Source organism: Capilliphycus salinus ALCB114379 (genome assembly GCF_047276495.1).
In the GTDB taxonomy this organism is placed as follows: Bacteria; Cyanobacteriota; Cyanobacteriia; order Cyanobacteriales; family Microcoleaceae; genus Capilliphycus; species Capilliphycus salinus.
On sequence record NZ_CP178543.1, the window covers coordinates 3,650,773 to 3,675,696 of the forward strand.

The window sequence follows — 24,924 nt, forward strand, 5'->3', positions numbered from 1 at the left end:
CGTCTTTGAGTTCAACCCGATCTCCTACCTGCGGATAGGGTTCACTGGTAGTGACGGCGACGAAATTATCGGTGTAGCTGGGGGAAAAGAACAGAGAGAATCAGTTGGATAGCTGCATTAAAAGAAGGGAAACTTTTTGCGCCTTTGACCTTTGAGGGGTCATGTAATAGAAATTTATTTGAAATTTGGTTAAAGAATTGTTTGATTCCTCAACTCGAACCGAGAGACATTATTATTACTGATAATGCTAGCTTTCATCAAGGAGAGTATATCAAAGAAATTATTGAAGACGCTGGATGCGAAATTTGGTACTTGCCCTCATACTCTCCAGATTTGAACAAGATTGAAAACTGGTGGGCTGTTTTAAAGACATGGATGAAACAGCGAAAACTTGGCGGTGTCGGTTTCCGTCCCGCCAAAGTTTTTAAGAAGAGATTAAAGGAATTCAAGACCGTGAGAGAATGCGTAGACGCTGCCTTTTTAAATTGTCCTAATGTATGCGCGTAGCGCTATAAGTCTAAAGTGTTTCGACTAATTTTCAAAAAACGGGCGACTTGACTTTTCTTGTATCCATTTTTGACCGCCGCGATCGCGCGGAGCCGTAAATCGTCACTATAAGGTGCAGGCATAATCCCTTTTCGAGCTTCATTTCTATCTATTATATGTCCTAACCTACTCTCGTAGTGCTATAATTGGGCAACCTCACCTGAAAGTTCACTTCGGGAAGTGGAGGCTACTTCAAGAGATGGGGAAGCAAGTTCTCAACCTTCTACGGAATCTTCAAGTTCAACTCAAGCAGAACACCGGGAAATTCGAGCCGGCTCGCGCGTTGGGTTCAAAAACGTCTGGGGTCAGATAAAGACTGGAGTTGTCTTGCACTTGACGGACACCGACCAAGTTGTGACCCTGCGGTTGGACGATGGTACCGAAAAGCTGATTTACCTTGAAGAAGCTTTTCTATTGTGACCCCTTGTGACGGATACCGGAGAACGAACCACACCCAAATAAATGGGTCAAATCCTGCATTGGGTTAGATTACAACTGCTCACAGTGAACCCGTAGTGATTTGATGGTTGCAAAAAGCTGTGGTTTCCACGCACTGAAACTGGAGCAATACACGTTGTTGAGCAGTAGAAATGGTTGGATGTTCAAGAAAGACAAGAAAGATTCGAGGGAAAATCTAATTTTAATTTAACCAAAAAATCTAAACGGATTATTTGCTCTGAGAAGATACAACTTTTTTCTTCAAGGTTGTATTGAGACCTAATGCGGCAAGAACATTCAAGAAGCTACTCGGTTCAGAAACCGGTTGAACGTCATCATTTAAAGGTTTATAAAAACCTGCTGAAATTCGAGTTGTTTTGTGCTGATTTTCTGTCACATCGTCTTCTTATTGAACTGACGTTTGAATGTGGCTGCCAACCCCAAAGTTATACTTAAACCCAGAAGACCGCCGGAGGGTTCAGGAGTAGAAACCGGATCGGTTGCATCGGTAAATATTGCGTACATTTCAGTCCAATCAAGTCCTACATTATCTATACCACTTCCGCCGATGTTGGGGATTCTCCATTCTCCTTCAAAGAAGTCCCCAAAAGCCGAATCGATAGGTATGCTTGAATTTTCTCGCACCTCTATAGGAATATAAAATTGAAAAAAATCAATATCCTTTTCGTCATCATAAACTTGACTTGGAACGGGATTCAAAGTATTTAACTCGCGGTTGATTGCATTGCGGGCTGTGACTCCTAAATCTTTTTGATTCCAAAATGTTGGCTCGGTCTTGAAATCATCCAAATCTCCGAATAAGTTTTGGAACGTGTCAAATTGGAAGTCAACATCATAAAATTTTCCATCTACATTTAAGTCGAAGATATTTGTAACTCTCCCTTGATTATCTAGTTTGACTGTTGCTGCATCAGTAGAAATCGGGATTAAACTCAAACTAACTACGGTGGCTAAAGCGTAAAGCTTATGTTTCATATTTTTTATGAGAGCAGGAACCTTTTCTAGAACCCACTTACTCTCCTTGACGACATTTCAACTTTTGTTTCTGTATTTATAACTAACTTTCTATACCAAGTGCAACCGAATAGCTAAATTTTTACTGAATCTTTAAATCAATTTGAATTTGGGGGGTTTCTGTAAAATTTTAGATTGAACGATTCTCAAATCTGGTCATAATCTGAACCTCCCTAACCGCCAATCTAAGCAGTATTTGACTTACATCAATCCCCGTAATTCCTTCTATTCTCTTTCAACCTTTGCTTAATATTTTTTCATAATTGGCAGTAAAGTTAGGCTGGCGGGAGAAGAATATTGTTATAATACAAGGCTATGCGATTGAGCAAAGGAAACCAGCGTTACTGCGCCATTGCTAATCGGTTTTTGAGTAAGAATTTGAGTTTATAATCCAACTCAGTTCAACAATTCAATTGCTTTATTAATCAACTCATGGGTGATTATCTATCTACTTTTTCGGCTGTGGCGGCCGCAACTACGATTTTTAGCCTGACTCCCTTGGCAACTGTGGCACAAATTGTCCCAGATAACAGTTTGGGTTCAGAAAACTCCGTTGTTACCCCTAATGTTAATATTCGCGGAATAAATAGCGATAGAATTGACGGGGGTGCGGTTCGAGGAGGGAATTTATTTCATAGCTTTCAAGAGTTTAACGTAGATGAAGGACGGGGGGCGTACTTTTCCAACCCCGAGAATATTGTTAATATTTTAACTCGGGTTACGGGCGGAAATGTTTCGGAAATTTTGGGAACGTTGGGCGTTTTGGGGAATGCCAATTTATTTTTAATGAATCCTTCGGGGATTGTGTTTGGGCCTAATGCACGGTTAGATGTGGGCGGTTCATTTTTTGCCACCACAGCCGATGGGATTTTATTTGATGGGTTTGAATTTGCGGCGAGTAACCCCGAAGCACCGCCTTTATTAACGATTAATATGCCCGTCGGGTTAAACATTCGAGAAAATGCCGGAACAATTGTTAATCAAGCCGCACCTCAACTGGTTCGACCCGATGGAAGTTCGTTAAGAAATGATGCGGGATTTCTAATTTCGCAAGGCTTAAACGTTCCTCAAAATCAAACCTTAGCGTTGGTTGGGGGAGATGTATTATTTAATAATGGCTTTGCAATTTCTCCGGGTAGTCGAATTCAATTGGGGGGATTATCAGAACCGGGAATTATTCAAATTAATCCCGATAATAGTTTAACCTTTCCCGATAATATTCAACGCGGAAATGTAGCGTTAACCAATGAATCAGAAATTAACGTTCGTGGAAATGGAGGCGGAGACGTTAATATTAATGCGAGAAATGTTGAGATATCTGGTGATAGCGTTATTCGAGTAGGAATTGATGAAGGTTTAGGGTTTCTAGAAGCAAAAACTGGAGATATTAATATTAACGCTCAGGAAAATATTCTCCTAACAGGTGCAAGCAGTTCAATTACCAATAGAATAAATTTGGGTGGAACAGGTCTATCTGGAAACATTAACATCACAGCTAATTCACTGTCAATAAATGGTGGTGCTTTTATCAGCACTTCTATTTTAGGAAACGGAAACGCAGGGAATATCAATGTCAAAGCCGCATCGGTTGAAATTGCTGGTACTTCTCCTGATGGTGAGTTTGCAAGCGGTTTTTTTGCTAATGTTAATGGTACAGGTATTGGTAATGGAGGAAATATTTACATAGAAACAGGACAATTACGATTAACAGATGGAGCAAGAATTCAAAGCAGTACATTTGGACAAGGAAATGCAGGTTTAGTATCAATTTTAGCTACTGATTCAGTTGAATTATCCAACAGTAATATTTTTGGTAATGTTGGAGAAAATGCTGTTGGAAATAGTGGAACAGTTGAAATTAATACGGGGGATTTGTTATTGTCTGAAGGAGCGCGAATTAATACTAGCACTTCTGGACAAGGAAATGCAGGTAACATAAACGTAAAAGCTGCATCAATTGAGGTAACAGGTACTTCTCCAGACGGTGAGTTGTCGAGTAGTTTTTCTGCTAACGTCAACGAGACAGGGATGGGCGATGGAGGAAATATTTACATAGAAACAGGACAGTTACGAATGACTGATATAGCGATAATTTCAAGCAGTACCTTTGGACAAGGAAACGCGGGTTCTATATCAATTTTTGCAACCGATTCGGTGGAGTTAGCAGATAGTGGTATTTTCAGCAATATTGGAGAAAATGCTGTTGGGGATGGGGGAAATATTGAAATTTCAACCTCATCGCTTAATGCAGTAAATGGAGAGATTGGTTTAATTACATTTGGTAATGGAAACGCAGGAAATGTTCGGATTGAAGCCCAGCAGATTAATCTTTCAGATTCTATTGTAACGGGCGAAACTTCTGGAACGGGTAATGTTGGAAATATTATTATTAATACCGAAAATTTAATCCTTCGAGATGGTGCTGACATTCGGCTTGATGTCAACTCAGAAGCAACAGGTTCAACGGGGAATATAACCGTTAACGCTTCCGAATTTGTAGACATAATAGGCGTTTCGCCAACTGGTGTTCAAAGTCGAATCAACACCCGGACATTTGGTAGCGGCAATGCGGGAAGCGTTATTATCAATACTCCTAGATTAGCCGTTCGGAATGGAGGGACAATCTTTGCTAGTAGCTTCAACACCGGACAAGCGGGAGATGTGATTATTAATGCTTCAGAATTTGTTGAAGTTAGGGGAGGAAGCCTCATTCAATCAGATCTTGATTCTGTTGAATTTGTTATAGAACCTTCTATTAATCCTGAAGATAGAACTGTGATTTATAGCGATATATCAACAGGGAGTAATCGTGGAGAAGGAAGGGCAGGAAGCGTTTTCATCACGACAAATAAACTTACAATTCGAGAGGGAGGAAATATCGGAACTTCTACTTTAGGAAGGGGGAGTTCAGGTTTGGTAGAAGTCAAAGCAAATGAAGTGGAGATAGCAGGAAAGTTAAACCTTGATGAATTCTACTCAAGAAGTGGCTTAAGTGTTATTACAAATGGTACAGGAACCGCAGGAACCCTTAATTTAGAAACTGGACGATTAAGCGTTCGAGATGGAGGTCGTATATCAGTAACCAGTGTAAACGGCAGTAGCTCAGGTTCCATCAATATTCAAGCTTCTTTTGTTGAATTAATTGGTGATGGAAGATTTCCCAGTGAAAATGGAGAGACAATATTTCCCAGTGAAATTTATGTGACAGCAGGTACACTACCAGATGAAACATCTCCTAATATAGAATTTAACGGTACTAGCGTGGGAAGTATCACACTCGAAGCTGACCAATTAAGAATACGCAACGGAGCGCAGATATCAACTTTTTCAAGAGATATAAGCAGTTCGGGTTCAATTGATATTCGTGCAAATAGTGTCGAAATGAGTGGTAGGGGAACTCAAAGGATTACCTTATCAACCGGAAAAACTAGAATAATAGGCAGTCAAATTTTTGCTCAAGCTAGTAACGGAGGCAACACAGGAGATATTTCAATTACCACACAAAGATTAGTCGGACAAAATGGAGCATCCATTAGCACTTCTAGTTCGCGAACGGGTTCTTCGGGTTCAATCAGTATACAAGCTCAACAGGTTTTATTTGATGATCAAGTTAATATTTCCAGTGGAACGGCAGGTACGGGTAACGGAGGAGATATTACCATTGAAACGGAGCAACTTAGAATTCAAAACGGGTCTGTAATTTTTTCGGGAATTTCGTTACCAGATGAATCCGAAATCACTTCCATTGAAATCGCGCCAAGTCGCCGGGGAGGAACGGTCTTCATCAAAGCCTCGGAATCAGTTGTCTTTGACGGGGAAGAAACATTTATTATTGTTGGAGTTAATGAAGAAGGAACTATAGGCAATGGTGGAAATATTATTATTGAAACCGGAGATTTAACCGTAAGAAATCAAGCTTTCTTGTCTACCGCTACTAACGGGATTGGAGATGCGGGTTCGGTTAATATACAGGCTGCAAATATTGAGTTAAGAGATAGGTCTTTTATCTTTGCAAACGTTTCTGAAACCGGGGTTGGAAATGGGGGAACGATAACTGTTGATACAGACGAATTAACAGTTAGGGATCAATCTATTATTGGTGTAGGTAGTGAAGGTGAAGGTAATCCCGGAAATATAGACGTGAGTGCTTCTCAAGTTCGCTTAGAACAAGGGGGTCTATTTGCAGAATCAGTAACAGGTGAAGGCGGAAATATTACTATCAATTCACCGGATATTAGCGTGCGGCGTGGAAGTCAAATTTCGGCAGTAGGAAGTGAAAGCGGTCAAACGTTTGATGGAAATATTGATATTAATTCCAATTTTTTAGTGTTGTTGGAAAATAGCCAAATAGTTACCAACGCCTTTGAACCAACGGGAGGAAGCAATATTAGTATTCGTCCTTTTGGAAGTTCCGAACTCGGACTTTTACAATCTCAAAATAGTATTATTAATGCAGCCGGAGAACTTTCTATCGATACAACGCTTAATTTTGACCCCCCAGAATCATTAGAAGTTGAGGTTGTTGACCCCGCAGCGTTAATCGCTCAAGACCCCTGCAAACAAAGAGGAACTAGCGAATTTGTGATCACGGGTCGGGGAGGAATTGCACCGAATCCCGTTCAAGATTCATCAACAATTCCCCGGTTAGTTGAATTACAATCTCCCCTGATTGAACCCGTTACTTCTCAACCTAATCATTCCCCACGACCTTCTCAACAACAATCACAAAACCAAGAAAATAATACTGTTGATTCTAGAACGATTGTTCCGGCGAGGGGATGGATAAGAACCGAAGAAGGAGAGGTTATTTTGGTGGGTTACGACCCCACCCAGACGGGAGTTATTCGTCAGCAAATCCCAATTAATCAATGTAATTCTACCTCCGAAGAATAAAGGCTGTTGTGTTTGCATCAACAATTATCGGACAAAATACAATTCGATTCGCCTCGAAGAAAAAGTTTAATCGAGTCCTAGAGTCAACTGTAGAGGAGGGCGTTGTCTGGCGGTTTTGGGGAGAGGTTCTGGAAATTCACTCATGGCAGGACAATAACGAGTATAGCTACACTGTTTGCAATGATTTCCGGGTACAGGTTCCCAATCCTCATCCGCTCGAAGCTTCACCGCCAGTCCGCCAATGATTAATTCGGCTTGCTGTTTATGGCGGGGAGTTGCTTGAAAAACAATAAGTTCTCCCTGTTGAAGATAAATTAAACTCAACTGCACCAAACTTTTTTGATAGCGTTGTTCTAGCGCCAGATAATATAAACCCAACTGTAAATCAATCTCCGACGGTTCAAAATTCGGGATTTTTTTTTCCGGTTTTATAATCAATTAATTCCACCCCCTCATCAAGCCAGTCAAGGCGGTCGTAACGTCCTGTTATTTGAATTGGTACATTGCAATTGAACCGGAAACGGGAGTTTATTTTCTCGACCCGGACTATACGGGTATATTTCTCCGCAGCAAAATTTATTTTCCCAAAAGCACGCCCGAGTATTTATCAACTCAATCAATCCAACTATTTCGGAAAAATTTAATTAATGATTCGAGGACAAATTACGGAACGGGGCATTTATGCGCTCTTATTGAATTAGTAACCTCCGATGGCTAGCTTTACACCAAGTTGCTAGTTATTCATTTTCAAGGATTTTTTAGGCAGTAGGGTCTGTCAGAAACTTAAATTTAGTGATGCCCCGCAAAATGAATATAGCTAGCCCCTTGAGTTAATACACAATTTTTGCACCTTTTTAAGATATCCTCCTGATTTAGATCTATGAATCAAAAAAAATGACTCCTTCAATTACAACTCAAGAACGCGCTCCGGGGCGATGGATGGTTTTGTTAGCCTGTATCATTGCTGTGCTGATGGTAGCGATCGATTCAGGTATTCTCACTTTAATTGTGCCAGCGATTCAGAAAGACCTGAATGCCCCTCAAGCAACAATTGGTTTAATGTCGAGCATTTCCACTTTGATGCTGGCAGCATTCATTTTAGGTGGTGGTACATTAGGGGATATTTACGGGCGACGCCGGCTAATTTTAATTGGCACTGGGGGCATTGTTGCCGCAGCAATTTTATCAATGTTTGCATCTAACGCTGGCGCGTTGATTGGGATTCGGGCAATAGATGGGGTTTTTCAGGCATTAGTAAATCCTTTGGCGTTGGCAATTATTGTTATCACTTTTGACAAAGAAGAACGTCCAAAAGCGCTCGGCATTTACGGCGCAACATTAGGAATCATGGGAGGTTTATCATCCCTAGCCATTCAATATTTGAATCAAGCTTTTGGTTGGCGATCGGTTTTTACCTTAGTGATTGCACTCGGATTGTTAACTATATTTCTCATGTTGCGCTTTGTCTCAGAAAGTAAAGCATCTGTAAATAAAAAACTAGATTGGCTAGGAATTTTACTTTGTGCGGCTGGGTTATTTGCGCTGATTTATGGTATTAGTCAAGCAAGTGGGGAGGGTGGGTTTTTCAGTGCGGGAGTCGTGATTCCGGGAGTTATTGGACTGATAATTTTAGGAATTTTCATCGGGTGGGAAGCTCATGTAGAATCGCCAGCTTTAGAACTTTCACTATTTCAAAAACCTGCGTTTTCCCTTGGTGCTTTACTGATTCTCTTGTTTTCTTTTGCTCAAACTGGAGTCTTTTTTCACCTTTCTAATTACTTTCAAGTTTTACTAAAAAAATCTCCGGTTGAATCGGCTGTGATGCTATTACCTTTAACATTATCACTGTTTGTTTTTAGCATTATTTCTGGTAGTTTGGTTAATCGGTTTCCGATTCGTTCTTTAATTGTTACAGGCACTTTAATTTTTTCCTTTTCCCTGTTCCTCTTTTTCCTGTTAATTAATCCCGATTTAACAATGTGGACATTATTAATTCCGATGTTGTTGTTAGGGGGAGGTATGGCGATCGCAAATATTCCCCGAACCAATGCTTTATTAAGCTCTGCACCTCCAACTTTAGCAGGTGTAGCTTCCGCAACTAATAACGCATTCATGCAATTAGGAAATGCAATGGGGGTAGCGGTAACAGTAGCTTTGGTGACAACTTTTGGGCGGAATTATTATTTGGGTGAACTTACTAAAGCCGGATTAGATGAAGAGCGAATTAAAAAAGTCAACGAGTTATTGCAGAAGGTTTTAAGCAGCAATATTCCTTCAATTTCTGCTCAATTTGCCATTCCTCAAGAACAGTTAAAAGGGTTAGTGGGAAATTATCAGGCTGCTTTTACAACCGGGGTAACGCAGATGATGTTGGTGAGTGCGATCGGACTTTTCTTAGCAGCAATTCTCTCCTGGTTTTGGTTAAGTTCCTCTCAAAATAATCAAAATGTTGTCCGATCAAAAAATAAAAAATAATTTTATTCAAGAATATCAGTTTAGAAAACAACTGTTTATGTCAAGAGACTCGGAAAAAAATGTTCCTAATATGAACTGAGCGACTCTGCACCTTTTTTGCACTTTTATTGTTTAGAGTTTGGAACATGATTAACCCTCCTTTATCACTCTAGGCAGAGGAAAAGTAGAAATAAGGAATATTGCAGTTTGAGGGTAAAATAGCGTGCGCTGTTATCAGCCGCAAAGTAAGCAGTGGAAGTCTTATCTCAAAAGGATTTTAGCTACTTAATACGGTACGGATCAACCACGCTATGCGATCGCATTCCGATTTATCCCATAGACTTCAGAGCAGGTCGGCAGCAAGAAAATCGGGTTTTCGGGGATAGACGTTGATTATTTAGATGACGTATCTCGGGAAAAAGTTAAATTATTAAAACCAATTTTAGAACAAATTTTAAATCAAATAGAAGTAGAAATATTGAGTTTAAAAGATAATGCTGCGGGTGAAAATCATCGGTGGCACACCTACACGGTAAAGCGCGAACGCATTGCCGAAGGGGGAAAAGTGACCGATTCTAAAGTTATTGAACTGTTTAATGAACAATTTAAAGATAAAAAGAAAGAGACAAACGTGGCGATAGTTTTGTCCGGCTTTTGTTGGTCAAATTCCGGCGAACTTCATTATACCACCCCGGCTTACGAAGAATATCAATATCTAAAAGTTGTCGAAGAAACTGAGGGTAAAAAACGCCACCACCATATTAAGAATTACGGCTCAAAAACCGAGCGGGGGTCGTATGCTAGCAGCCCCGACTATCAGGAATGGGTGGAAAAATTTGCCGCCAGAGATGCCATTCGGGAGTTGACCCAAATGGCCAACAGCATAAGAGATTTGTTATCAGACTCTTGAAGAAAATCTCCTGAAATCCCCAACAGACAAGAGTTTGCAGAGGCTTCGTGTTTGTTATAGTAAATTACTAGCTACACATACTAGAACGAACAAAAACCAAATTGGAACAATTGGCTTCGCTTCGGGGCTAAACAGAGATTCCGCAAAACGCATACCACCAACTTAGGGCGGGGAAGAATTACTCCCCTCGCCTTCATTGAAAGGGGCTGGAGGAGAGGTCAACGAAATTCCTTTAACACCTCATCGGTAAACGGATTTTCACCTTTTTTCAGAGACTCTATCCAACCTTTTCGCTGTGCTTTTTCCTCCTCGTTTCCCGCCAACTGAACGAACTTTTCAAAGTCCTCAATAGCCCCATCAACATCACCCGTTAACGCCCTCGCCAAACCCCGACTATTATATATAAATCCATCCATTATCGGGCGCGAGTTCAACAGCTTTATTACAAGCAAACATCACCTTTTTTGCCTGTTTATTAACGCCACCTTCCCAACACAGTTTATTCCAATCCGAGGCGGTAATTTTAACATTATTATCAAATTTTTGAGCTTGATTAAAAGCTGCAATTGCTTCTTCAAATTGCTTACTCCCTACTAACGACTTTCCAATTCTAACTAAACTCGCTGCCGAATCTAAACTAAACTTCGGGTCTAGTTTAACCGCTTGTTGAAACTTAGAAACCGCTTTCTCAATATTACCCTGTGCGGCTTGATGTTCACCCTGCAAAAACCAAGCCGTTGCCGAAGGTTCAACTTCACCACAAATATTTCGTTTTTCTTCATTAAGGTTGGGGTTATTTTTCAGGTAGTCACTCATCCAACTGCAAGCGTGGGCGAGGAGTTCATCTCGGTTAAAGTTCCACAGTTTCACGGTGTTGTCAGCACTCGCAGAAGCAATCAATTCCCCGTCCCTGCTGAATGCCACACCGACGACATCTTTTTCGTGTCCCTCTAAGCTATTAATTTGTTTTTCTCCTGACCAGTTAACGATTTCTTCGAGGACGTTGGTAGCTTGTATCTGTTCTATTGTTCCATTTGCTCGTTTTTCGTGTTTGATAACTTCTAACTGTACGTCTAAGTTTTCCTCTTCAGAAACTAAGCGAGTTTATAAAGTTTTTGTCTGTGCTTTTAGTTCTCCCATAAGAGCATTGTTCCACTGCCAAACTGCTACTGCTGCCACACCAGAAATTGCCACAAATCCTGCGGTCAAAAAGCCGGTACTGCGCTGACGTTGACGTTGTTTGTATTGCTGACTTTTTTGAATAAATTCTCGTTCATCTGGAGGAAGTTCCGATCCCCGTTTTTCGAGTTGTTCCTCTGCTTGACTCAGCGCCGCCCCCCGCAATAATAATCCGTTATCTCGGTTTTTTTCCTGCCAATAACCCCTAGAAGCCCGGAGTCGTTCTTGCCAGGTTCTAAATTCTCGGTCGGTTTCCATCCATTGTCTGAGTTGACCCCAGTTTTTAATTAACGCTTCGTGAACGACTTCGACGGTTTCCTGTTCTTTGATATTGTCCGGTTGGGGTTGAGAATTGTCGGGTGTTTCACGGGTGATAACGGTGCGACTGGTAACAACTAACCGCTCATCTGCCAATTTTTTTACCAAATTCCAATTGCTGTCGTTTAATTCGGCTTTGGTGGCGACTCGTCGGGTGTCTTCGGTTCCGGCATCGGGTTGTACTAACTGCACAAAGATTCGCCGAACTTGTTCTTTTTCTTCCGGTTTGAGTTTACTAAATTTGTCATCAGCGTAGCGTGTTAAAGCGCCGGAAACTTCCCCAATTTATTCGTAGGCTTTATGGGTTAACTGTTTGCCGTTTCGTTTTTTCCAGAGTTCAGTTAGGGCAAATTCTAATAGGGGTAAATTTCCCGGTTGTTTATCCACATCATCAAGAATGCGTTCAACCAGTCCGCTTTCCAAACTCACCCCCAATTTTTGCGCGGGTTTTTCAATAATATCTCGGAGTTCCTTTTCATCCATCGGCCCTAACATAATATTACCTTTTTGCAAGACATCAGCTAAAGGTCGATAAGACAGCGCATTTCCGAGAAAATCCGCCCGCATGGTGCCGACTAAAACGGTTGATAAACAGGATTGTTCAGCTAGAGTTTTAAAAGTATTTAAGAGTAAATCTAGAAAATTACGTCGGGTTTGTTCGTCGGGACAAAGGGTATAAAGTTCCTCAAATTGGTCGGCTATCAGTAAAATTTTGTTCTTTGGAGGATTGCGTTGTATTGTTGAAAAAACATCCGATAAGGGAACCGTATTATCTTGAAAATATCCGACTAATTCACGCGCTTGACCGATAAGTTGAGTTTCATTCAAGTTGGGTGCGTAGAGGGGAACTAACGCTTGAGCGAGGGCATGAAACGGGTCATTTCCCGGTCTAAAATGGGTAAATTGCCAATTTCCAGCTTGAACCAATTTCGGCACCAAACCCGCTAAAATTACCGAAGATTTACCGCTCCCAGACGCACCCAATACGGGAATAAAATTGCGGGTTTCGGTATATTGAAATAGTTTTTCAACAAAGACTTCCCGCCCAAAGAAATATTCCGAATTCTCGTAACTAAAATGATACAATCCTTGATAGGGACAGATTAAATTATCTTCGGTATTGTCTTCGGGGGGTGTTGTAACGGTTTGTTGTTGATAATTATAGTTGTAGATAATTGTTCGAGATTGATTAATACTTGTGGTTCCCTCCGTTGTATTGACCAAGTTCACAAGCGGATCTTCATTGCCAGAAATTGTTACATCTCCAGCACTCTGACTTTTATTTAAGAGCCGTTTATCGTTTGTTTCTTCACTCATCATTTACTCCATCACTATTTTATTAATCTCATTCACGTTAAACAATTTGTTGGGTTTAAATCCCCCCTAGCCCTCCTTAGAAAGGGGGGAACTGGATTTTTAATTCTTTCCAAGTCCCCCTTTTGATCCCCCCTAGCCCCCCCTTAGAAAGGGGGGAACTGGATTTTTAATTCTTTCCAAGTTTCCCTTTTTAAGGGGGATTTAGGGGGATCAAACCTACATAGGCATCCAAACTTTTGCTAAAATTGCCGCAACTTTCATCACGGGTTCGGCAAGAGTTTCAACACTTTCCAATCCTTTTTTTAGCAACGCAACAGCTTGATCAATTGATGTTTTATTGGGTTGGGGTTTTTGTAATTCTGTTTCAATGATTTTAATGGGGACTTCCACCGATGCTTTTTCTACGGGATTTAAAGCCTCAGTTTGAGCAATTTCCCGCCAGCGTTTTGGTGTCAAGTCCCGGAATGGTGCATAAGCATATTTTTGTATTTTAAAACCTATTAATACCTGGCTTGAAAAATAAAATAAATTAGAATTATTGTTCTGTCCGAATAGATAACGCATCTTTTAAGTTTCTTTAAATTATAGACAAATAAGATTGTCTGATTTGTTGGAGAATGGGCTGCAAAAACGGATATTTTAACGGTAAAACTGCTGTCGCATAAATGAGCTACTTGCTAAAATGATTGCAAATATATTACTAATGGGTTGAAGAAAAAAATGCCATTCTGGGAGATTAATTATGTATCTTGTAAGCACTGGGAAAAATCCAATATATGGTACTTATGAAGACGATGTATTAACAGGAAATAATACGCAAACCTGGAAATATGAAGGGAATCAGTTAAGACTAGAATATGCTGACGATGCCATATATGGTTATGCTGGAGATGATCGTTTGTTAGGTCGTGGTGGAAATGATGATCTCTTCGGTGGCAGTGGAAATGATGATCTTTTTGGTGGTTCTGGAAATGACAATCTTTCTGGTGGTTCTGGAAATGATTATCTTTCTGGTGGTTCTAATGATGTAAATTCATCAGGCTATGATACTGTGACAGGTGGAATTGGCGAAGATAGGTTTGTTCTTGGCGATATTCAAGGGGTACATTATCGGGGTTCGGGTTATGCTACTATTGCAGACTTTGTGAAGGGAACTGATAAGATTCAACTATGGAGTATTGGTGACTATACGCTTCAAGTTTTGGGTCAAGATACTCGTATCAAAGAGGGAGAGGATTTAATTGGTGTGGTAGTGGGCAATACTAACCTCAGCTTGGAATCAGATTTTGTTTATGTTACTCCCCCGTTGATACAAGCTGAAATTGTTAATTCACAAATTATTTTGTAATTGTAAGCGTTGAAACACTTAGTTCATCCCAACCCTTCCAACTCGCGTTAAAGACAAAGGAAGCCGAACCCAAACGATGTTAGTTTCCAGTTTCAAAGCCAGGGTAAGGGTGTGTGGTTGGTTTTTGCGATCGCCAACGGAGAGAAAACCCAACTCGCCGGGGTGATGGAAGTCGGCAACTTCTACCGAGTACCCAACCTCAATAATGCGGACTTCGGCACCCTTGAAAGTGCGGCTAAAGCACTCTGGGAGCATCACCAACAGCGTCAAAAAGTTTTCGCCAACTTATGGTGGCGAAGCGTAAAACCCCCGCGATTCATCCGGGGGATATAAGCGATCTTAGCCAACTTCAGTTGGCAGTGGATGTTTTTATGCTATCAAGCGCGAGTATAGATTTTGAGGTAGCAAGTCAACCTTGATTGTACTTGAGTTCAAGGCAAAAGGAAAAGAGAGCCAGTATCAAGCAATAGATGAGGCGATACGCTCCTAGAAATTCGTCCGCAATTCTTGTCTAAGATATTGGATGGATAACAAGGGAGTGAACAAGTACGACCTCAATAAATATTGCAAGGTACTAGCCAAACAGTACCCTTTTGCAAGCCAACTCAACTCGTCACGGAGACAGTCTGCGGCTGAATGTACATGGAGTGCTATTAGCAGATTTTACGAGAATTGCCAACGTAAAATCCCAGGTAAGAGAGGGTTTCCAAGGTTTAAGAAACACGCTCGTTCTGTTGAATACAAGACTTCCGGTTGGAAGCTTTCAGAGAATAGAACATCTATTACATTTACCGATAAAAACAAGATCGGCAAGCTTAAACTTAAAGGAACCTACGATCTGCACTTCTACCAACTCGAAGATCTTAAAAGAGTAAGAATAGTGAGAAGGGCTGATGGGTACTACGTGCAGTTTTGTATTTCAGTCGATATCAAGATAGAGACTAAGCCGACAGGAAAAGCCATAGGCTTGGACGTAGGTATTAAGTATTTCTTGGCAGATAGTTTAGGGAATACAATAGAAAATCCTCAGTTCTATCGGAAATCTGAAAAACAGCTAAACCGTGCTAATCGCCGAAAGTCGAAAAAGTACATCTCTTGGGCTAAACCGCAGTCAAAAAACTACCACAAAGCTAGATGTAGATATGCCCGGAAACATTTAAGAGTAAGTAGACAGCGTAAAGAGTATTGTAAGCGAGTTGCATACTGCGTAATCCAGTCTAAGTGCGATTCGTTCAGTCGAAACCTGCTCCTAGCAGGGGGATGACTGGCCTCTGAGGGGTAACCGATAAGGTAGAGTTCGCACTTTAATCCCCTTCAGATGACAACTCTATGACCTTATAGGTGAGTGTTAGTATCCTAGAACGCACAAGTCCTATCGCCTAGGCACGAGGTCGAAAGCATATTCCCAAGGGTAGCGACTAGCCATCAATCTCTTAAGCGGGAATAGAAGCGGAAAGTGGAGGGCAACCTGTGTCCAAAGCCTGTGAGCAAGTCTTCACGGAGAGCGTAAGCAAAGGATATGTCTGAATCATCGTAAGCATTAACCAGTGAAATCAGGTTGTGACACTGGGAGACCTAAAAAGGCAAAGTAAAGGTGACGATAGGATTTAGACCGAATCGTTAAAGTGCTACCCCAAAACTCGGTGAAGAGTATCCCTCCTAAAGAGACAAACCAAAGGTCATAGGGAACGAAGTAACTCCCTCGTTTACTCTCAGTCAAGGTCGATTGGCTGAGTAGTCAGCTAAGACGCAACCATCTACTTCCATTAGGTAGGTAACAGGGGAGCAAGATTGAGTCAGAAGCAAACGCTCTCCGTAACAGGAGAGATACGCAGACGGACTCACGGTAAAACGGAAGGTAAAGCTACAAGTAGCAATGTATAAGTTATGAACACGGAATCAAAACCGATGTATAAATGGGGCGACATAAACTGGCGAAAGTTGGAGCGTGTTGTCTATAAGTTGCAAAAGCGGATTTACCGAGCGTCTCAACGTGGTGATGTCAAAACAGTTCGCAGACTCCAGAAACTGTTAGTTAAGTCTTGGTCGGCTAAGGCTTTAGCGGTGCGTAGAGTAACTCAGGACAATCAAGGCAAAAAGACGGCAGGAGTGGATGGGGTTAAATCCTTGTCCCCAGAAGCACGTATGAAGCTCGTAAACAATCTCAAACTGGGTACAAAGGTTAAACCTACCCGAAGGGTTTGGATACCCAAACCTAATAGGGAGCAACGACCTTTAGGAATACCTACCATGTATGACCGTGCGCTCCAAGCGTTAGTAAAGTTAGCCTTAGAACCTGAATGGGAAGCTATATTTGAGCCAAATTCCTACGGGTTTAGACCGGGGCGGTCAGCCCATGATGCCATTGAAGCCATCTTCAATGCGATCAAACAAAAACCCAAATTCGTGCTTGATACGGATATCTCCAAATGTTTCGACCGTATCAACCACAAACGGCTCCTCGAAAAACTTAACACCTTCCCCACTTTTCGGAAACAAATTCGAGCGTGGCTTAACGCGGGTGTTATGGATGGTAAGGAGTTCTCGCCAACATCTGAGGGTACACCTCAAGGTGGGGTTCTTTCTCCATTACTGGCTAACATTGCCCTACATGGTCTAGAAAGCGAAATCAAGGCAATTGCCCATACCTTCGATATGAAAGACCTCAGAGGACGGCAACGAAGCAGGACACAGAAACAAGATTCTGTAAACGTCATTCGTTATGCAGACGACTTCGTGGTTCTACACGAAGACATAACCGTTGTCCGAAGATGTAATAAGGTCGTATCCATATGGCTGGCAGATATGGGGTTGGAACTCAAAGCAAGTAAGACGAGACTCGCTCACACCCTTGAAAACTATGAAAACCAAAAAGCAGGATTTGATTTCCTAGGCTTTAATATCCGCCAATATAAGGTGGGTAAATATACATCAGGAAGGGATACAAAAGGGCGATTACTCGGTTTTAAAACACTCATCACCCCAAGTAAAGAAAGTCAGGAAAGGCACTACCGAAGGATATGTGAGGAAATAGAGAAACTTAAGGGACAGTCCCAAGCTGTCTTGATAAGCAAACTTAACCCTATCATCCGAGGATGGTGTAACTACTTTTCGACAGGAGTAAGCAAGAGAATCTTTACGAAACTCTCGTATCTGACCTCTTGGAAACTCTGGAAATGGGGGGTAAAACGACATCAAAATAAAGGAAGGAAATGGATTAGCTCCAAATACTTCCGAACCATAGGTGGAGATAATTGGACGTTTGCCACGTCTCGTGAAGGGTCGAACCCTATGGTGCTGATGAAGCATTCACAGACAGCAATCGTCCGTCATGTCAAAGTCAAGGGGGATAAAAGCCCTTACGACGGCGACTTAATCTATTGGAGTTCAAGACGAGGCACACACCCTGAGATGCCTAAGCCAACAGCATCGTTGCTCAAAAAGCAGAAAGGGAAATGCGCTCACTGCGGTCTGTTTTTCCGAGATGGAGACCTGATAGAAGTTGACCATATCATTCCTAAGTCACGAGGCGGAAAGAATTAATATAAGAATAATCAACTGCTCCATCGACATTGCCATGATGAAAAATCCAGAACGGATGGAAGCTACTCTAAGGGAGTTTCCATTATCCCAGAGAATTACCGATGGGAGAACGATATGTTGGTGACGTGCTGATGACAACAGCCGTTTTATTGAGGAGCGGTATGAGGTGAAAGTCTCACGTACCGTTTTGAAGAGCAGTGGAGGGGGTGACCTCTTCACTGACTTTAATTGATGTGGTCGCCTATGAAGACTTAAATGTCAAGGGTATGGTCAAGAATCGACATCTGGCTAAATCTATTTCAGATGTTGCCTGGTCAACTTTTCGCCATTGGCTAGAATACTTTGGAAGAAAATATGGGAAGCTAACCATAGCAGTCACTCCCCATAATACTTCACAAAATTGCTCTAATTGCGGCAAGAAAGTAACAAAGTCACTATCAACAAGAACTCACGTTTGTTCGTGTGGGTATGTCGCTGATCGCGATCATAATGCAGCTATAAAGGTGCGATTCGTTCAGCCGAAACCTAGAAATAGGGGGATGGCTGGCTTCTGTTGAGTAACCTACATTCAGGTTGAGTTCGCACTTTAATCCTCAGCAGATGACAACTTCATAATCTTGTAGGTGAGTGTAAGTACCCTAGAAAACACAAGTCCTATCCTCCAGGTACAGGAGTGAAAGCAGTTTCTCCAGGGTCGCGACTAGCCCTCAACCCCTGAAGCGAGAATCAAAGCGGAAAGATACTGATAGCCTAAGTTGGTATCCCGTCAGCAAGTCACTATGGATAACGAAAGTGAAGGTACGTGTGAATCATCGTTACCGCAAACCAGTGGAAAGGCTAATACACTGGAAGTCCCAAAAGGGCAAGGTCTGAGTGATAAGAGGATTTATCTCGACTTATCTGTACCACTCTAAAACCCGGTGAAGAGTATCATCCTAACGTGACAAACCAAAGATTATGAGGAACGAAGTAACCCACTTACTTACTCTCAGTCTAGGTCGATAGATTGAGTAGCCAGCTAAGGCGCAAACTCTACACACAAAGTAGGTAGTAAGTGGTGAAGATTGGGTCAGAAGCAAATGCCTAACTGTAATGGTTATGGATATGCAGACGGACTCACGGATTAACGGAGTGTAGAGGTACAAGTAGTAACAAATATGCCTAAAACAGATTCACCAAAGAATACTGTGGGATGCAAAACCGAAAATAATGCAAAGAAGGTCAACCCAATCCAGCAATGGAATCAGATTGACTGGAAAAACGCAGAAAAACGAGTTTTTAAGTTACAAAAGCGCATCTACAAAGCGTCACGTCGTGATGATGTACTGGCAGTTCGACGACTCCAAAAAACACTCATCAAATCCTGGACAGCAAAATGTCTCGCGGTGCGTCGTGTAACTCAGGAAAATACAGGTAAAAAGACGGCAGGAGTGGACGGGGTTAAATCCCTATCCCCAGTAGCACGAATGAAACTTGTTAATAAACTTAAACTGAGTTCAAAGGTCAGCCCAACCCGGAGAGTCTGGATAGACAAACCGGGGAAAGACGAAAAACGACCTTTGGGAATACCGACCATGTATGACCGCGCATTACAAGCCTTAGTAAAAATGGCTCTGGAACCCGAATGGGAAGCTAAATTTGAGCCAAATAGCTATGGCTTTCGTCCGGGACGCTCATGCCACGATGCAATCGGAGCAATATTTTTAGCCATCAAGCAAAAGTCTAAATATGTGCTAGATGCTGACATTGCCAAATGCTTCGACCGCATCAACCATGAAGCCTTACTCAAAAAATTGAATACATTCCCCACCATACGCCGACAAGTTCGTGCATGGTTAAAAGCGGGAGTGATGGATGGCAAGCGTTTATTTCCGACATCTGAAGGCACACCGCAGGGCGGAGTCATTTCCCCGTTACTAGCAAATATAGCCTTACATGGAATGGAAAACGCAATCAAAGAACTAGCTGATACTTTCGACATGAAACGTCCCGATGGCACACAATTAGCCAAGAGGGATAAACGAAAATCAGTGAATTTTGTGCGTTATGCTGACGACTTCGTGATTTTACACGAAGACCTAACCATTGTAAAAAGATGTCAGGAATTCATAGCGAATTGGTTAAAAGGTATGGGCTTAGAACTCAAGCCTAGTAAAACCCGACTAGCCCACACATTAGAGGAATATCTAGAGGAAAAACCTGGCTTTGATTTTCTTGGATTCAACGTCAGACAATATCCAACAGGTAAATACACCTCTGGACGGGTCAAGGGGAAATTATTAGGCTTCAAAACCATCATTACCCCAAACAAAGACAGCCAAAAGAAACACTACAAAAAGATAGCAGGAATTATTGAACAACACCAGGGGTTATCTCAGACAACTTTAATTAAAAATCTGAACCCAATCATCAGAGGATGGTGCAATTATTTCTCTACAGTAGTAAGCCAGAAAATCTTTGAACGAATCTGGCATCTAACGGTCTGGAAACTCATCAAATGGGGTATCAAACGTCACCGAAACAAAGGAAGAAAATGGGTATATCTCAAATACTTCCAAACAATCGGAGGGGACAACTGGACATTTGCAACCTGTACTGAAGGTAAAAACCCGACGAGGCTGCTAAAGCATAGCGAAACAAAAATCATACGTTATGTCAAAGTAAAAGACGATGCCAGTCCCTACAACGGTGACACAATATATTGGAGTACAAGACGAGGCACACACCCGGAGATGTTAAAGCGAACAGCATCATTGCTGAAAAAGCAAAACGGGAAATGCCTTCACTGCGGACTGTCATTCAAAAATGGAGATTTAATCGAATTAGACCATATCATTCCCAAGTCGAAAGGCGGAAGGAATGAATACAATAACTATCAACTACTCCATCGACATTGCCACGATGAAAAAACCAGAACAGATGGAAGTTTGCATAGAGACTTAATTAGTCAAATCAAACTACCAAGAAATTACAAATGGGTGCAAGATATGCTGGTGACGTGCTAATGACAACAGCCGTTTTTCTGAGGAGCGCTTGGGACGAGAAATTGTCACGTTCCGTTCTGGAGAGCAGCGGCTCTCGCGAGGGAGTCGCTGACTTTAATTATTCTGAAAAAAGCCCTAAGTACGGTCGGGCAGACCGGATCTTTAAAGCTTGCGGAGATTGAACCGCTTTTAATGTTGGAGCAATCCTGCATTGGAAAGTTCGATCTGTGAAGCAAGAATCCCCGTAACTTTAGTTCGGGGAGTGTCAAAACAACCAATTAAGGGGCTATTCCGGCCCCTTTTTTGTTGTCTAAATTTTTACGCCCGGACTGATTTTGATTGGCTAGGTAATCAACTGACCGATGTGATGGTGGTGAGATTTTCAGGTGCTTACTTTTAATGTAACGGTTGTGGGGAAGGCAGAACCGTAGCGAGTTATCTAGTCTCGGTAGAGTTTCCCAAAGGCAATTGGCTTCGCCACTGGCAATAGAGAGGGGGGGTTGAGTAGCAACTGTGCAAAAAGTCACGCGCTTGTACTGTACCAATCCTCTGAAAATTAGGAAGCTCAAACCCCTGAAATCTCGTTCTTTTTTTCTGTACCAAATAAACTACAGTTTTACTGGTACAGCAATTTAGATACAAAACTTCATCAATACGCTAAGTGTGAAATATTTTCACACTTAGCGTTTCAGCCAAGCGCGGGGTTTTCTGTACAGTTGCTACTCAAACCCCTATAATGGTTGTAGCGATCAATGTCCGGGGATATGTACCCATGTAACTCTAGACAGAATACAGCGATCGCTGTACAATGCAGAAAAAAGTGATCGCATCATTAATCCGCTTTTGGAGTCACGCATCACAGATGTACCCAGTAAGGAAAATTTCGCGCATGGCGCTCTACTCCCTTCAGAAAGGGATGCCGTCATTTTTGATCAGGGGAACTTCAGTCTTGACAATTTGGGAATGATTTAAAGTGCTACTTTAATAAGCGGATTTGGTATCAGCAATCTATTTTACCCGTTCCCCCTCGAATTCAATGGGTTTTAGACATTGTTTCAAGACCAATCTTCTGCTGAGATTGATAGTAATGACATTTGTCATGGGTGAGAAATGACAATTATCGGATGTCGTCAAAATATTCCTATTCTATAGTGTAAATATCGAAAGAAAAACACCAGAATTGTTCGCTCTAAATCCAATACTTTAATTGAATTAGCTATTCATTCTGGATTGTAAAAATAACTCTTTTTACAACTTTATCCTTTCGCACATCCATAATGGAGTTGATGTCATGCAACTAACCTATCGGGGTATTCCCTATCAAAAATCAAATTTTCCAACTCAACAGCCTCGCTCTGAAACGGTCTACACTTATCATGGCGTTACTTATCAGTACAATCCCAAAGATTTATTGGGTAAAGATGCACAAAAAACAGTCAATTTAACCTATCGAGGTGTTATATATACAACAGAAACCAAAGAATACAGAGAGACATTTCAATCTCATGTGAGTGAAGCTTTTCAATTTGATGAAAGCAAATCAATAGTCTTGAGCAGGAATTAATCATGCTATGGCAATCCGTTCTGAGTTGTGTGTAATCTCCCCTTGCAATCATGCAAGAGGCAAAAGGCAATCATACAAGAGGCGAAGTCGTTTCAGACTTTTTACCCGCTTTTAGATTTCTCACCAATCATTTCTGCTTGCTATGTGTCGATTCTTACCTCCGAGAGACGGGAGAACGGTTTGCTCAAAAATTGCTAATATTTTCAACTTTAGCCGACTCACAAATCAAGCTGACGAGCAATTCATTTTGTACTCTATCATCAATTAAGGAGAAAACAATGAGGACGACAAAAACTTCAGCCATCCATGCTATACTCATTGGAATTGACTATTACAAACCCAATCGTTTGTACAAAAATCTGACCGGGGCTGTACGAGATATTAATCTGGTTGAAACCTTTCTCAAAAATACGCTCAAAATTCCGGCCGAGCGAATTCATAAACTCGTCTCTCCCCATTTAGAAGATATTGGATTATTGACAAAGCGATCGGCTCAAAACCCCGATCCAACCTACGAAAATATTGTCAACATCTTTCGGCAAATTACCGCAACGGCCCAACCGGGAGAACAAGTTTACATCCACTATTCCGGTCATGGCGGACGAGCAAAAACCGTTTATCCCAACTTGAAACAAGGTAGCACCGACCAATTCGATGAAGGAATCGTGCCGATGGATATTGGCGATACAGAAGGCGGTCGTTACCTGCGCGATGTGGAAATGACGACGCTTCTAAAGCGGATGACAGACAAAGGATTGATCGTCACGGTCGTTTTGGATAGCTGTCATGCAGGCGGTTCAACCAAAGGAGATGCTGAAATTCGCAGCAGCGCTGAACCCGATCTCTTAGAACGAACCGATCAAAGTTTGGTCGCCAAAAGGGACGAACTCGAACGCAACTGGCTAGAACTAACCCGAGATCGAACGGTTCGCGTGGCGGGACTACCCCAAAGCAGAGATTATGTACTGCTAGCAGCCTGTCGAGATAATGAATTAGCCTACGAGTATGCCGTCAACGGCGGAACTGAACGTCATGGTGCGTTGACCTATTGGATGATTGATACATTGACCAGCATGGCGAACCGGAAACAAGCACTCACCTACAAATTACTCCATGACCGGGTAAATGCTCAGATTCAGAGCAAGTTTGAGAGTCAAACCCCCATGATAGTTGGTGAAAGCGATCGCTTTGTCTTTGGCAACGATCAATGGTCTACACCGTTTACCGTTTCAGTAATTACCGTCAATCGGGATCAAACTCAAGTCACGCTAAATGCGGGACAAGCTCAAGGCTTGAGCCAAGGGACTCGCTTTTCGATTTATCTGCTCAACACCACCGACTTTAGCGATCCAAGCGGTCAAGTGGCAATTGCAGAAGTCACCCGTTCTAATGCGTCTGAATCCATCGCCAAAGTTCTCAAACCCGCAGAGGGAGGAATTGCAACTCAAGACCCACCGGAACCGGGCGCTCCGGCCATTTTGCTCTCGGCTCCCGTGAATCTAATTCAACGAGTTCGGTTTTGGGATGAAAACATAGCCAGTCACCAACGAGAGGCTCTCAATAAAGTTCGACAAGCGCTCGCGGGGCAGGGTTGGGTTGTAGAAGTCACAGAAGATCGATCGGCTCAGTTTCAAGTCGCAATCGATCAAACAGGTCACTACGAAATTTGTCAGAACGGAATCGCGATCAAAAACCTCAGACCGTTGCTAGAAATTGATGATTCAACGGCTCCAAAACAAATTATTAATCGCCTGGTGCATTTGGCAAAATATCAGGCCGTACAAAGCCTAAATAACTCCGATTCTAAACTGGCTGAAGAGATAGAGGTGGAACTGTTGAAAAACGATGAAACTGCCTTTGACGATCCTCAAAATCCAGTGGTTCAAAATGGAGAAATTGTTCGCCTGCGCTTAACAAATCGGGGCAATCATACCCTCAAAATTGCCGTTCTCGACCTGGAGCCGACCTGGGCGATTTCACAGATCCCCATCGGTGGATTAGAGTCTCCTTTCTTCAATCTATCGAGCGGAGCCATAGTAGAAACTCCCCTAAGAATGAGCATTCCCGACGACATCACCTATCAACAAACTCGGGAAACCCTAAAAGTATTTGCAGTTCGAGAGGGATTGGCGGACTTTCGTTGGTTAATTTTGCCCCCACTGGATAAACCCCTCGTCAGTCGGAGCGCAGAACTCGAATCAGCATTAGCGGAATTTGTCAAGAGAAGCGTCGGAGAACCGGAAGGAGTGAATCCACTAAATAATCTGCTGAAAATGATCGGTGCGGATTGGGAGCAAGCGCCCAATGTATTTCGGGCGGCAACGGTTGTTGTTGACCCCAAGCAAGACTGGATGACGAAGCAAGTTCGGATTTTAGTGAGGCGGTAATTCTTGAG

At 42.1% G+C, this 24,924-nt stretch carries 17 protein-coding genes and 4 pseudogenes; 13 read left to right on the forward strand and 8 right to left on the reverse strand.

What is annotated here, in order from left to right:
• Window positions 1-57 precede the first annotated feature (57 nt).
• Window positions 58-507: pseudogene (locus ACL6C3_RS15160) on the forward strand (IS630 family transposase); the annotation flags it as partial.
• A 2-nt stretch (window positions 508-509) separates the two neighbouring features.
• Here ACL6C3_RS15160 and ACL6C3_RS15165 read toward each other — a convergent pair.
• Complete coding sequence (locus tag ACL6C3_RS15165; protein WP_413168054.1) at window positions 510-629, reverse strand: helix-turn-helix domain-containing protein; 120 nt, start codon at window positions 627-629, stop codon at window positions 510-512.
• Window positions 630-726: 97 nt separating this feature from the next.
• On the opposite strand from ACL6C3_RS15165, the gene ACL6C3_RS15170 reads away from it, so the two are divergent.
• Window positions 727-966, forward strand: coding sequence for a hypothetical protein (locus tag ACL6C3_RS15170; protein ID WP_413168055.1), 240 nt, complete (start codon window positions 727-729; stop codon window positions 964-966).
• Between the two features lie 411 nt (window positions 967-1,377).
• Here the strand turns inward: ACL6C3_RS15170 and ACL6C3_RS15175 are convergent, their stop codons facing one another.
• Window positions 1,378-1,980 carry a hypothetical protein gene (locus tag ACL6C3_RS15175; RefSeq protein WP_413168056.1) on the reverse strand — a complete coding sequence of 201 codons (603 nt, stop codon included), beginning with the start codon at window positions 1,978-1,980 and terminating at the stop codon, window positions 1,378-1,380.
• Window positions 1,981-2,451: 471 nt separating this feature from the next.
• Here ACL6C3_RS15175 and ACL6C3_RS15180 point away from each other — a divergent pair, with 471 nt between their 5' ends.
• The gene (locus ACL6C3_RS15180; RefSeq protein WP_413168057.1) at window positions 2,452-6,912 is read left to right on the forward strand and encodes a filamentous hemagglutinin N-terminal domain-containing protein; all 4,461 of its coding nucleotides are present in this window, start codon (window positions 2,452-2,454) and stop codon (window positions 6,910-6,912) included.
• A 66-nt stretch (window positions 6,913-6,978) separates the two neighbouring features.
• Here ACL6C3_RS15180 and ACL6C3_RS15185 read toward each other — a convergent pair whose 3' ends face one another.
• Window positions 6,979-7,350: a PD-(D/E)XK nuclease family protein gene (locus ACL6C3_RS15185; protein WP_413168058.1), complete on the reverse strand. Its 372-nt coding sequence runs from the start codon at window positions 7,348-7,350 to the stop codon at window positions 6,979-6,981.
• On the reverse strand, window positions 7,313-7,516 hold the full coding sequence (locus tag ACL6C3_RS15190; RefSeq protein WP_413168340.1) for a PD-(D/E)XK nuclease family protein: 204 nt from the start codon (window positions 7,514-7,516) through the stop codon (window positions 7,313-7,315). The genes ACL6C3_RS15185 and ACL6C3_RS15190 overlap by 38 nt, the downstream gene beginning before the upstream one ends.
• A 290-nt stretch (window positions 7,517-7,806) precedes the next feature.
• On the opposite strand from ACL6C3_RS15190, the gene ACL6C3_RS15195 reads away from it, so the two are divergent.
• Window positions 7,807-9,387: an MFS transporter gene (locus ACL6C3_RS15195; RefSeq protein WP_413168059.1), complete on the forward strand. Its 1,581-nt coding sequence runs from the start codon at window positions 7,807-7,809 to the stop codon at window positions 9,385-9,387.
• A gap of 457 nt (window positions 9,388-9,844) precedes the next feature.
• Window positions 9,845-10,276, forward strand: coding sequence for a hypothetical protein (locus tag ACL6C3_RS15200; RefSeq protein WP_413168060.1), 432 nt, complete (start codon window positions 9,845-9,847; stop codon window positions 10,274-10,276).
• Between the two features lie 218 nt (window positions 10,277-10,494).
• Here ACL6C3_RS15200 and ACL6C3_RS15205 read toward each other — a convergent pair whose 3' ends face one another.
• From ACL6C3_RS15205 to ACL6C3_RS15220, 4 genes and pseudogenes are all read right to left on the reverse strand, one after another.
• Window positions 10,495-10,692 (reverse strand): hypothetical protein, encoded by a 198-nt coding sequence (locus ACL6C3_RS15205; RefSeq protein ID WP_413168061.1) that lies wholly within the window; start codon window positions 10,690-10,692, stop codon window positions 10,495-10,497.
• Window positions 10,673-11,200 (reverse strand): tetratricopeptide repeat protein, encoded by a 528-nt coding sequence (locus ACL6C3_RS15210; protein WP_413168062.1) that lies wholly within the window; start codon window positions 11,198-11,200, stop codon window positions 10,673-10,675. Before ACL6C3_RS15210 ends, ACL6C3_RS15205 begins: the two co-directional genes overlap by 20 nt.
• Before the next feature lie 180 nt (window positions 11,201-11,380).
• A pseudogene (locus tag ACL6C3_RS15215) lies at window positions 11,381-13,093 on the reverse strand (hypothetical protein).
• Window positions 13,094-13,306: 213 nt separating this feature from the next.
• Window positions 13,307-13,654, reverse strand: a complete 348-nt coding sequence (locus tag ACL6C3_RS15220; protein WP_413168063.1) for a hypothetical protein — start codon at window positions 13,652-13,654, stop codon at window positions 13,307-13,309.
• A 178-nt stretch (window positions 13,655-13,832) separates the two neighbouring features.
• Between ACL6C3_RS15220 and ACL6C3_RS15225 the strand changes: the two genes are divergently transcribed.
• The 8 genes and pseudogenes from ACL6C3_RS15225 (at window position 13,833) to ACL6C3_RS15260 (ending at window position 24,916) form a co-directional block, all read left to right on the forward strand.
• Window positions 13,833-14,438, forward strand: a complete 606-nt coding sequence (locus tag ACL6C3_RS15225; RefSeq protein WP_413168064.1) for a calcium-binding protein — start codon at window positions 13,833-13,835, stop codon at window positions 14,436-14,438.
• A gap of 111 nt (window positions 14,439-14,549) precedes the next feature.
• Window positions 14,550-14,771: a hypothetical protein gene (locus ACL6C3_RS15230; RefSeq protein ID WP_413168065.1), complete on the forward strand. Its 222-nt coding sequence runs from the start codon at window positions 14,550-14,552 to the stop codon at window positions 14,769-14,771.
• A gap of 190 nt (window positions 14,772-14,961) precedes the next feature.
• Window positions 14,962-15,702: an RNA-guided endonuclease InsQ/TnpB family protein gene (locus ACL6C3_RS15235; RefSeq protein ID WP_413168066.1), complete on the forward strand. Its 741-nt coding sequence runs from the start codon at window positions 14,962-14,964 to the stop codon at window positions 15,700-15,702.
• Between the two features lie 623 nt (window positions 15,703-16,325).
• A pseudogene (gene ltrA, locus ACL6C3_RS15240) lies at window positions 16,326-18,113 on the forward strand (group II intron reverse transcriptase/maturase).
• A gap of 98 nt (window positions 18,114-18,211) precedes the next feature.
• Window positions 18,212-18,487 (forward strand): annotated as a pseudogene (locus ACL6C3_RS15245) (RNA-guided endonuclease InsQ/TnpB family protein); the annotation flags it as partial.
• 651 nt (window positions 18,488-19,138) lie between these two features.
• On the forward strand, window positions 19,139-20,986 hold the full coding sequence (gene ltrA, locus ACL6C3_RS15250) for a group II intron reverse transcriptase/maturase (protein ID WP_413168067.1): 1,848 nt from the start codon (window positions 19,139-19,141) through the stop codon (window positions 20,984-20,986).
• 1,270 nt (window positions 20,987-22,256) lie between these two features.
• The gene (locus ACL6C3_RS15255; protein WP_413168068.1) at window positions 22,257-22,529 is read left to right on the forward strand and encodes a DUF4278 domain-containing protein; all 273 of its coding nucleotides are present in this window, start codon (window positions 22,257-22,259) and stop codon (window positions 22,527-22,529) included.
• Window positions 22,530-22,579: 50 nt separating this feature from the next.
• Window positions 22,580-24,916 (forward strand): caspase family protein, encoded by a 2,337-nt coding sequence (locus ACL6C3_RS15260; RefSeq protein ID WP_413168069.1) that lies wholly within the window; start codon window positions 22,580-22,582, stop codon window positions 24,914-24,916.
• Window positions 24,917-24,924 lie beyond the last annotated feature (8 nt).